The organism is Streptomyces sp. CA-146814, assembly GCF_050942385.1.
Lineage (GTDB): Bacteria > Actinomycetota > Actinomycetes > Streptomycetales > Streptomycetaceae > Streptomyces.
Genome location: NZ_CP192068.1, coordinates 525,545 through 535,105, shown reverse-complemented (window position 1 = coordinate 535,105; position 9,561 = coordinate 525,545). Strand labels below are relative to the sequence as shown.

Annotated in this window: 9 protein-coding genes; 5 read left to right on the top strand and 4 right to left on the bottom strand. The window is 71.6% G+C overall.

The genetic code is table 11. The annotated features are described in order from the left end of the window. Positions 1–58: 58 nt before the first annotated feature. The gene (locus ACQP09_RS02205; protein ID WP_433395520.1) at positions 59–1,042 is read right to left on the bottom strand and encodes a DUF3068 domain-containing protein; all 984 of its coding nucleotides are present in this window, start codon (positions 1,040–1,042) and stop codon (positions 59–61) included. Between the two features lie 187 nt (positions 1,043–1,229). On the opposite strand from ACQP09_RS02205, the gene ACQP09_RS02200 reads away from it, so the two are divergent. Both ACQP09_RS02200 and ACQP09_RS02195 read left to right on the top strand, forming a co-directional pair. Then, complete coding sequence (locus tag ACQP09_RS02200) at positions 1,230–1,382, top strand: hypothetical protein (protein WP_356750899.1); 153 nt, start codon at positions 1,230–1,232, stop codon at positions 1,380–1,382. After that, complete coding sequence (locus ACQP09_RS02195; protein ID WP_433395518.1) at positions 1,379–2,587, top strand: helix-turn-helix domain-containing protein; 1,209 nt, start codon at positions 1,379–1,381, stop codon at positions 2,585–2,587. Before ACQP09_RS02200 ends, ACQP09_RS02195 begins: the two co-directional genes overlap by 4 nt. A gap of 23 nt (positions 2,588–2,610) precedes the next feature. Here ACQP09_RS02195 and ACQP09_RS02190 read toward each other — a convergent pair whose 3' ends face one another. Genes ACQP09_RS02190 through ACQP09_RS02180 form a run of 3 tightly spaced genes read right to left on the bottom strand, consistent with a single transcriptional unit; the run spans position 2,611 to position 6,210 of the window. Continuing rightward, positions 2,611–3,396: a 3-oxoacyl-ACP reductase gene (locus ACQP09_RS02190; protein WP_433395516.1), complete on the bottom strand. Its 786-nt coding sequence runs from the start codon at positions 3,394–3,396 to the stop codon at positions 2,611–2,613. A gap of 5 nt (positions 3,397–3,401) precedes the next feature. Next, entirely contained in the window at positions 3,402–4,796 is a 1,395-nt protein-coding gene (locus tag ACQP09_RS02185) for an aldehyde dehydrogenase family protein (RefSeq protein ID WP_433395514.1), read from the bottom strand. A gap of 49 nt (positions 4,797–4,845) precedes the next feature. Further along, the gene (locus ACQP09_RS02180) at positions 4,846–6,210 is read right to left on the bottom strand and encodes a glutamine synthetase family protein (RefSeq protein WP_433395512.1); all 1,365 of its coding nucleotides are present in this window, start codon (positions 6,208–6,210) and stop codon (positions 4,846–4,848) included. A gap of 175 nt (positions 6,211–6,385) precedes the next feature. Here ACQP09_RS02180 and ACQP09_RS02175 point away from each other — a divergent pair, with 175 nt between their 5' ends. From ACQP09_RS02175 to ACQP09_RS02165, 3 genes are all read left to right on the top strand, one after another. Continuing rightward, positions 6,386–7,138: a FadR/GntR family transcriptional regulator gene (locus ACQP09_RS02175; protein WP_433406468.1), complete on the top strand. Its 753-nt coding sequence runs from the start codon at positions 6,386–6,388 to the stop codon at positions 7,136–7,138. Between the two features lie 153 nt (positions 7,139–7,291). Next, positions 7,292–8,770 carry an ethanolamine permease gene (gene eat, locus ACQP09_RS02170; protein ID WP_433395510.1) on the top strand — a complete coding sequence of 493 codons (1,479 nt, stop codon included), beginning with the start codon at positions 7,292–7,294 and terminating at the stop codon, positions 8,768–8,770. A 51-nt stretch (positions 8,771–8,821) separates the two neighbouring features. Further along, a complete protein-coding gene (locus ACQP09_RS02165) occupies positions 8,822–9,532 on the top strand; it encodes a gamma-glutamyl-gamma-aminobutyrate hydrolase family protein (protein WP_433395508.1) in 711 nt (236 codons plus the stop codon). The last annotated feature ends 29 nt before the right edge of the window (positions 9,533–9,561 follow it).

The window sequence follows — 9,561 nt, the reverse complement described above, 5'->3', positions numbered from 1 at the left end:
CAGTTTTCGGTACGGCTACGCCCCCGGCTACTCACCGATGCGACAACTTGCCGGTAACTCAGGTGGGCGAGTTCGTCATCATGTGAGTATTCGGGGCTTCCGGCTCCGTCCGGCGCCCCCGGATGACGAGCACGACGCCCACGGCCGCGAGTACGAGACCCAGTCCGACCGCTCCGGCCGGCGCGGTGCCGCCGAGCAGCGCCAGCCGGTCGCTGTCCGCCGAGGCCAGCTCGACCTGCTTGAGCTGGGTCTCCTTGGTGAACTCGACCCGCTCGCTCTCCAGCAGCGTGACGGCGTCCTTCTTCGAGCCTGGCGCGCGCAGCGTCTTCTTCGGGCCGATCGCCGCGTTCATGATGCGCCCGGTCCGCCGGTCCACGACCAGCTCGATGCCGCTGTTGGAGTACCACTCCTCGGCGAGGATCTGCGGCGTACGGGGCTTGCCGACGAGCACGCCGGGCACCTGGCGCACGCCGGTCCGGGTCGGCTCGACGGTGCCCTTGAACAGGTACCCCTCGTACCCCTGCACCTTCTTCGTGCCGGCGTAGTCGAGCCGGACGACGCCGCCGAGCGTGCCGTCCCACCAGCGGTAAGCGCGTCTTTCGACATCGAAGGGGAACTTCAGGTACGCCTCGCCGTCGAAGGTCGGCGTCTCCTCGCAGCAGTGGACCGGCTCATTGGTGTACCGGTCGGTCACCCAGCGCTCCATCGTCCATTGCAGGGCGTCGCGCGGGTCCGAGGCGGGCAGGGTCTCGCTGTGGTCGACGGAGGTGGAGACGTCCCATATGGCGTTGCCGCTCTTGAGGCTGTCGGCCACGTCCCCGCGCACCTGGCGGGTGATCGTGATCTCCTTGCCCTCGACCGTCTCGACCTTCGAGGTGTCGAAGTAGCTGCCGGTCCCGGTGAAGACCGTAGTCGTATCGATATCTATCGGGGTGCGCTTCGCCTGCGGCTGGACATACCAGACGAGCAGGGGCGCGAGTACGAGCAGAAAGACCCCTGCACCCAGCAGAAATAGTGACAGAGGTGAAGCATTGCGGCGCATCCGGGCACTCCTGGGTCGAATCTCTTCGCGGGAGGTGCACGGGCCCCGGGCCGGTCAGCCCTTGATTGGCGTGAACAGTAAGCAAGGCCTTGACGGCATGTCAATGCACTGTCGACACTGTGTGCCAGCCGGAGGGGCCCGGCCATACGGAGTAGGGATCGACTCCAAGCAAGGAGCTGACCCGATCATGCGCAGACTCATCGCCGCCGCAGCCACCACCCTGGTGGCGGCAGCGCTCGCCTTCGGTGCCGCCTTCGGCATCGTGGCCCTGCTCGACGCCACACCCGAGCAGCCGAACACACCCTTGATCAGTTACGACACCGCACCGGCGGGCTCGTGAAGTCTCACGCCTGGCAGGAGGTGCCCCGGTCGAAGGTGGAGCGGTTCGCCTCCATCGCCCTGGCCGAGGCGCCGGAGATCGCTCAGAAGATCCTCAGCGAGATCCGGCAGGACTACCCGTACCTCCAGCTCGTCGAGGACGAGTCCGGCGAGCCGATGGCCCTGGTCGGCATCCGCCGCGCCATCGAGGGCTTCGTACGCCACCTCGCCTCCGGCGCCGCCGACCCGCGCGTGCCGCCGGAGGTGTTCCAGGAGTTCGGCCGGGGCGAGGGGCTGCACGGCCGCAGCCTCGACTCGCTCCAGGCCGTCTACCGGCTCGGGGTCCGCCTCACCTGGCGCAGGTTCGCCGAGATCGGCCAGCAGGTCGACATCGCCGCGCCCGCCATGTACGAGCTCGCCGAATCGGGATTCGAGTATCTGGACGGCCTCGTGGAACAGTCGGTCCTGGGCTACGCCGAGGCGGCGGCCCGCCGCGCCAGTGAGCGGCTGCGCCTCCAGCGCCAGCTCATCGACCTGCTCCTGATGGAGCCCCGCGGCGACTCGGCCCGGACGCTCGCCGAGCGGGCCGCCCGGATCGGCTGGGAGCTGCCGGAGACCATCGCGGTGGGCGTGCTGATGCGCCCGGCCCGCGAGGCGGTGGCCCCGGCGGTGGGCCAGGGCATCCTGCTGGAGACGGAGAGCGAGCAGCCGCGCATCGTCATCCCCGACCCGGAGACCGCGGGCCGGGCGGACACCCTGCGCCGGGCCACCGCCGGCTGGTCCGGCGCGATCGGCCCGCCGGTGCCGCTGGCCGCCGCGGCGACCTCGCTCCGCTGGGCCGAGACCGCGGTCCAGCTGATCAAGAAGAACCTGCTGCCGCAGGGCGAGGTGCTGCACTGCACCGAGCGCACCGAGGAGCTGGTGCTCCTGCCGTCCCGGGAGCTCATCGACGCCGCCGCCCGCCGCTGCCTCGCGCCGCTGGACGGCCTCGGCACCACCGCCGCGCGGCGGCTGGCCGAGACCCTCCTCGCCTGGATCGAGACGCCCGGCGGCGCGCCCGAGGTGGCCCAGCGGCTCGGCATCCACCCGCAGACGGCGCGCTACCGGCTGCGCCAGATCCGCGAGCTGTGGGGCGACGCGATCGACGACCCCGACCAGCGCTTCGAGATGCTCCTCGTCCTCCGCTCGCAGCGGCTGCGGGGAGCGTCGACGCAGGGGACGGAGTAGGAACCACCCCCTGCGCGACCGGCTCAGACCGGGGTGACGTACGCCCCGGCGATCCCGCCGTCGACCAGGAAGTCCGTCGCGTTGACGAACGAGGAGTCGTCGCTCGCCAGGAAGGCGACGGCGGCGGCGATCTCGGTGGGCTCGGCGAACCGGCCGACCGGGATGTGCACCAGCCGCCGCGCGGCCCGCTCCGGGTCCTTGGCGAACAGCTCCTGGAGCAGCGGGGTGTTCACCGGCCCCGGGCAGAGCGCGTTGACGCGGATGCCGTCGCGCGCGAACTGCACGCCCAGCTCACGCGACATCGCCAGCACCCCGCCCTTGGACGCGGTGTACGAGATCTGCGAGGTCGCCGCACCCATCCTGGCCACGAAAGAAGCCGTGTTGATGATCGAACCCCGGCCCTGGGCGCGCATGTACGGAATGGCCGCCTTGCAACACAGGTACACGGAGGTCAAGTTGACCTCCTGCACCCGGCGCCAGGCCTCCAGACCGGTGTCCAGGATCGAGTCGTCGTCGGGCGGCGAGATGCCGGCGTTGTTGAAGGCGATGTCGACCGAACCGTAGGTGTCGAACGCCGCCTTGAAGAGCGCGTCGACCTGCTCGGCGTCGGTGACGTCGGTACGGACGAAGAGCCCGCCAGCCTCCTCGGCGGCGGCCTTGCCGCTCACCTCGTCCACATCGGCGCAGACGACATGGGCGCCCTCGGCGGCCAGCCGCCGTACGGTGGCCAGGCCGATGCCGCTGCCGGCTCCGGTGACGACGGCGGTGCGGCCGACCAGGCGGCGGCAGACAGGGGAAGTGTCGGTCATAGCGGTCAGGCCTCCGTGCTGATGAAGATGTTCTTGGTTTCGGTGAAGGCGGCCAGGGCGTCGGGCCCGAGCTCACGGCCGAGCCCCGACTGCTTGTAGCCGCCGAAGGGGGTCGAATAGCGCACGCTGGAATGCGAGTTGACGGAGAGGTTGCCCGCCCGCAGACCCTGGCCGACGCGGAGCGCCCGCCCGATGTCCCGGGACCAGACCGACCCGGCGAGCCCGTAGTCGGTGGCGTTCGCCAGGCGCAGGGCCTCCTCCTCACCGTCGAACGGCAGGACCACCGCGACCGGCCCGAAGACCTCCTCGACGGCCACCGGAGCATCGGCCGCGACCCCGGCGAGCACGGTCGGCGGATACCAGAACCCGGGCCCCTCAGGGGAGTTGCCGAGGATCGCCCGTACGCCGTCGGCTTCCCGTACACCGTCGGTGAAGCCCCGCACCCGGTCCAGCTGGGCCGCCGAGATCAGCGGGCCCATCTGCGTCTTCTCGTCGGCCGGGTCGCCCACCACCACGGCGGCGACCGCCGGGGCGAGCAGCTCCAGGAACCGGTCGTACACGGACCGTTCCACCAGGATCCGGGTCCGGGCGCAGCAGTCCTGGCCCGCGTTGTCCAGGAAGGACATCGGGGTGGCGGCCGCCGCAGCCTCCACGTCGGCGTCGGCGAAGACGATGTTCGGGCTCTTACCGCCGAGTTCGAGCGTGAGGCGCTTCACCCGCTCCGCGCACCGGGTCATGATGTGCTTCCCGGTCCGGGTGGAGCCGGTGAACACGATCTTCGCGACGCCCGGATGGTCGACGAGCGCGCTCCCGGCCACCGGGCCCTCGCCGGGCAGCACCTGGAACAGACCCTCGGGAAGGCCTGCCTCCAGGGCGAGTTCGGCCAGCCGGAGAGCGGTCAGCGGGGTCGTCTCGGCGGGCTTGAGGAGGACGGCGTTGCCTGCCGCGAGCGCCGGGGCCAGACCCCAGGCGGCGATGGGCATCGGGAAGTTCCACGGCGCGATGACGCCGACGACGCCGAGCGGCTCCAGGATCGTGAAGTCGATGCCGCCCGCCACCGGGATCTGCCGGCCGAGCAGCCGCTCCGCACCGCCCGCGCTGTAGTCGAGCAGGTCGCGGACGTTGCCCGCCTCCCAGCGGGCGTTGCCGATGGTGTGTCCGGCCTCCCGGACCTCCAACTGGGCCAGTTCCTCGATGTGTTCGTCGACGACTGCGGCGAAGCGGCGCAGCAGCCTGGCCCGGTCGGCGGGAGCGGCGGCGGCCCAGGGCCGCTGCGCGGCGGCGGCGCGGACCACGGCCGCGTCCACATCGGCGGCGGAGGCGGCGGGCACGGTGGCGATGACCTCGGCGGTCGCCGGGTTCAGAACGTCCAGGGCGGAGGCTGCGGGGTGCTGTGACACGTACGGACCTCGATCAGGAAGCGGGGGGTGGTCGGAGGCGTTCTCGGGGTCAGAGGCGTTCGAAGGAGCGGCGCAGCTCCCAGTCGGTCACCGCGGAGTCATAGGCGGCGAGTTCGACCTTCGCCATGTTCAGGTAGTGCGCCACGACCTCCTCGCCGAACGCCTCCTTGGCGATGGGGCTGGCCTCCCACAGCTCGGCCGCCTCGCGCAGGGTCGTCGGCACCTGGTCGTACGCGGAGGTGTAGGCGTTGCCCCTACACGCCTCCGGCAACGGCAGCCGGTGCTCGACCCCGTACAGCCCGGCGGCGACCAGTCCGGCGACGGCGAGGTGCGGGTTGACGTCGCCGCCGGGCAGCCGGTTCTCGAAGCGCATCGAGCGGCCGTGGCCGACGACCCGCAGGGCGCAGGTGCGGTTGTCGACGCCCCAGGCCACGGCGGTCGGCGCGAAGGAGCCGGGCTGGAAGCGTTTGTAGGAGTTGACGTTCGGCGCGTAGAGGAGGGAGAAGTCGCGCAGGGCGGCGAGCTGTCCGGCCAGGAAGTGGCGCATCAGCTCGGACATGCCGTCCGGCCCGTCGCCCGCCATCACGTTCGCGCCGTTCTCGTCGGTGAGCGAGAGGTGGATGTGGCAGGAGTTGCCCTCGCGCTCGTCGTACTTGGCCATGAAGGTGAGAGAGACGCCTTCCTGGGCCGCGATCTCCTTGGCGCCGGTCTTGTAGACGGCGTGCTGGTCGCAGGTGGTCAGCGCCTCGTCGTAACGGAAGACGATCTCGTGCTGGCCGGGATTGCACTCGCCCTTGGCGGACTCGACGGTCAGTCCGGCCTGCTGCATCTCGTTGCGGATGCGGCGCAGCAGCGGCTCGATCCGGCCGGTGCCGAGGATGGAGTAGTCGATGTTGTACTGGTTGGCCGGGGTCAGCCCGCGGTAGTCGCGGTCCCAGGCCTCCTCGTAACTGTCCCGGAAGACGATGAACTCCAGCTCCGTGCCGACCTGCGCCGTGTAGCCGAGCGCCGCCAGCCGGTCCAGCTGGCGGCGCAGGATCTGGCGCGGCGCGGCCACGACCGGGCTGCCGTCGTGCCAGGCGAGGTCGGCGATCAGGAGGGCGGTGCCCTCGTGCCAGGGGACCGGGCGGAGCGTGGCCGGGTCGGGGACCATGCCGAAGTCGCCGTAGCCGTTCTCCCACGACGACATCGCGTAACCGTCGACGGTCCGCATCTCGGTGTCCACGGCCAGCAGGTAGTTGCAGCCCTCGGTACCGTGCTCCAGCACCTCGTCGAGGAAGAACCCGGCCGCGAACCGCTTCCCCTGAAGCCGGCCCTGCATGTCCGGGAAGGCCAGCACCACGGTGTCGATCGACCCGTCCGCGACGCGTGAGCGGAGCTCGTCGACGGTGAGCGGGGGTGTGCGGTCTGCCACGGGATTCCTCCTTGGGTGAACCGGGAGGCTTAAGGTATGACAGAGAACCATTGCTTGGGAAGGGGATCCGCGAGTGGTCACCAGAAGGAGAGCCGACGGCACCCGGTCGGCGGCGGACGACGGCGCTCCGGAGGCCGTCGCGGAGGTGGCGGACAGCGAGGTGGCGGACGGGGAGGTGGCAGGCGGCGGGTCGGCAGGCGGCGAGGCGGCGGGGGCCGGCTCCGGCCCGCTCGCCTCCGTCCTGCGGCCGGTCCGCGCGGGCAACGGCTTCGAGGAGACCCTGGAGCAGGTCCTGCAACTGCTCCGCCTCGGCCTGGTCCCGCCCGGCGACCGCCTCCCCGCCGAACGCGAACTCTCCCAGCACCTCGGCGTCAGCCGGGTCACCCTGCGCGAGGTGCTCAAGGTCCTCCAGGACCAGGGCATGGTGGAGAGCCGGCGCGGCCGCTACGGCGGCACGTTCGTCCTGCCGCGGACGAACGCCGCCGACGGCAGCGACGAACTCCTGCGCCGGGTGGCCGCCGTCGACGTGGAGGACACCCTGCGCTTCCGCGAGGTGCTGGAGACCGGGGCCGCGGGGCTCTGCGCCGACGAGCTCGCGGCCGACGGCGCCGGCCGGCTGCGGGCCGCCCTGGAGGCCACCCAGGGTGCCCGGCTGGAGGACTACCGCCGCCAGGACACCCTGCTCCACCTCACCCTCGCCGAACTCTCGGGCTCCCGCTCGCTCGCCGAGCGGTACGCCTCCGTACGCGCCACCCTCAACGAACTCCTGGACTGCATCCCGCTGCTGGTCCGCAACCTGGAGCACTCCCAGCAGCAGCACGCGGCCGTCGTCGAGGCGGTGCTCGACCGGGACGCGGAGGCGGCGCGCGAGATGATGCGCGAACACTGCGCCGGTACGGCGGCGCTGCTGCGGGGCTTCCTGGCCTGAAAGGCCGGAGCCGGCCCGTCCCGGAGGCGAATCCGTAACCACTCTTTAACGCGCGCCCCTTGCCATCCGCGCCGACGTTCCACAAAGGTGTGCCGACGAACCTTTGATCGACGCAGTGCCACCGACGAAGTCGACCGATGTCAGGAGCGCCTCATGGCTCAGGGAACCGAAACACCCGCCGGACCACCCGGATCCGGCAGCCCCGGTGCGTCCGGTGCGTCCGGCTCGGCCGCGTACCTGCACCGCCGGACCCTGAGGCGCGGCAGTGCGGGCTGGCTGCTGCTGACCGGGCTCGGTGTCGCCTACGTCGTCTCCGGCGACTTCTCCGGCTGGAACATCGGCCTCTCCAAGGGCGGCTTCGGCGGACTCGCGGTCGCCATGGTCCTGATGGGCGTCATGTACGCCTGCCTGGTCTTCGCGCTGGCCGAACTCTCCGCCATCCTGCCGACCGCCGGCGGCGGTTACGGCTTCGCCCGGCGCGCGCTGGGCACCTGGGGCGGCTTCCTCACCGGCACGGCCATCCTCATCGAGTACATCCTCGCGCCCGCCGCCATCTCGATCTTCATCGGTGACTACGTCGAATCGCTCGGCCTGTTCGGGCTGACCTCCGGCTGGCCGGTCTACCTCGCCTGCTTCGCGATCTTCATCTCCATCCACCTCTGGGGCGTCGGCGAGGCCCTCCGTTTCAGCCTGGTCGTGACCGCCATCGCGGTCGCCGCACTCCTCATCTTCGCCGTCGGCGCGTTCACCGAGTTCGACGCGGGCCGCCTCAACGACATCCCGGCCGACACCACCGCGTTCGGCTCCAACTCCTGGCTGCCGTACGGACTCCTCGGCATCTGGGCCGCGTTCCCGTTCGGCATGTGGTTCTTCCTCGGCGTGGAGGGCGTACCGCTCGCCGCCGAGGAGGCCAAGGACCCGGTCCGCTCGATGCCGAAGGCGCTGGCCATCTCGCTCGCCGTGCTGGTCTTCCTGGCCCTCATCACCTTCGTCTCCGCCACCGGCGCCCAAGGTGCCAACGCCATCAAGGAGGCCGGGAACCCGCTCGTGGTCGCCCTCCAAGGCAGCGGCGAGCCGACCGTCCTCAGCCGCTTCGTCAACTACGCGGGCCTCGCGGGCCTGGTGGCCTCCTTCTTCTCCCTCATCTTCGCCGGCTCCCGCCAGCTCTTCGCGCTCTCCCGGGCCGGCTACCTGCCGCGCTTCCTCTCGCTCACCAACCGCCGCAAGTCCCCGTACCTCGGCCTGCTCATCCCCGGCGTCATCGGCTTCACGCTGGCCGCCTGGAGCGGCAACGGCGGCCGGATGCTCAACGTCGCCGTCTTCGGCGCCACCATCAGCTACGCGCTCATGGCCCTCTCGCACATCGTGCTGCGCCGCCGCGAGCCGGAACTGCCCCGGCCCTACCGCACGCCCGGCGGCGCGCGCACCTCGTCGGTCGCCTTCGTTCTGGCATGCTCGGCGCTGGTGGCGACCTTCCTGGTGGACCGGGACGCGGCGTTCATCGCGCTCGGTGTGTACGCGGTGGCGCTCGCCTACTTCGCCTTCTACAGCCGCCACCGGCTGGTCGCGGCGGCCCCGGAGGAGGAGTTCGCCGCACTGGCGGCGGCGGAGGCCGAACTCAAACGCGACTGACCCCGCCCGCACCCCCGTCGATCCGTCACGAGACAGCTGAAGGAGCCGTCCATGTCCCGGCCCGTCATCGGCATCAGCACCTACCAGGACCCGGCCCGCTGGGGCGTCTGGGAGATGCCCGCGGTGCTCCTGCCCGCCGCCTACCCGCGCCTGGTCCGGGCGGCGGGCGGACTGGCGGTGCTGCTGCCGCCGGACGAGGCCGCGGACGCGGCCCGGGAGACCGTGGCGGCGCTGGACGGGGTGGTGATCGCCGGGGGAGCGGACGTGGAACCGGCACGGTACGGAGCCGACCCCGACCCCCGTACGGGGCCTCCGGCCCGTGAGCGGGACGCCTGGGAGCTGGCGCTGATCGAGGCGGCGATCGACCGGGGCGTCCCGCTGCTGGGCATCTGCCGGGGCATGCAGCTGCTGAACGTGGCCCTCGGCGGCACGCTGCACCAGCACCTGGACGGCCACACCGGCGGACACGCCGTCTTCGGCGGCCACCCGGTCGACCCCGTGCCCGGTACGGCGTACGCGACGGCCGTCCCGGAGCAGACCACGGTGCCCGCCTACCACCACCAGGCCGTCGACCGCCTGGGCACCGGCCTGATCGCCTCCGCCCACGCACCCGACGGCACGGTGGAGGCGCTGGAACTGCCGGACCGCGAGAGCCTGGTGCTCGGGGTCCAGTGGCACCCGGAGATGGGCGACGACACCCGCGTCATGACCGCCCTGGTCGACGCGGCCCGCCGCCGCTCACACGCGTCGGCTTCCGCCTAGAGCGTCTCAGGAGCGCGTGCCTCGGGGGC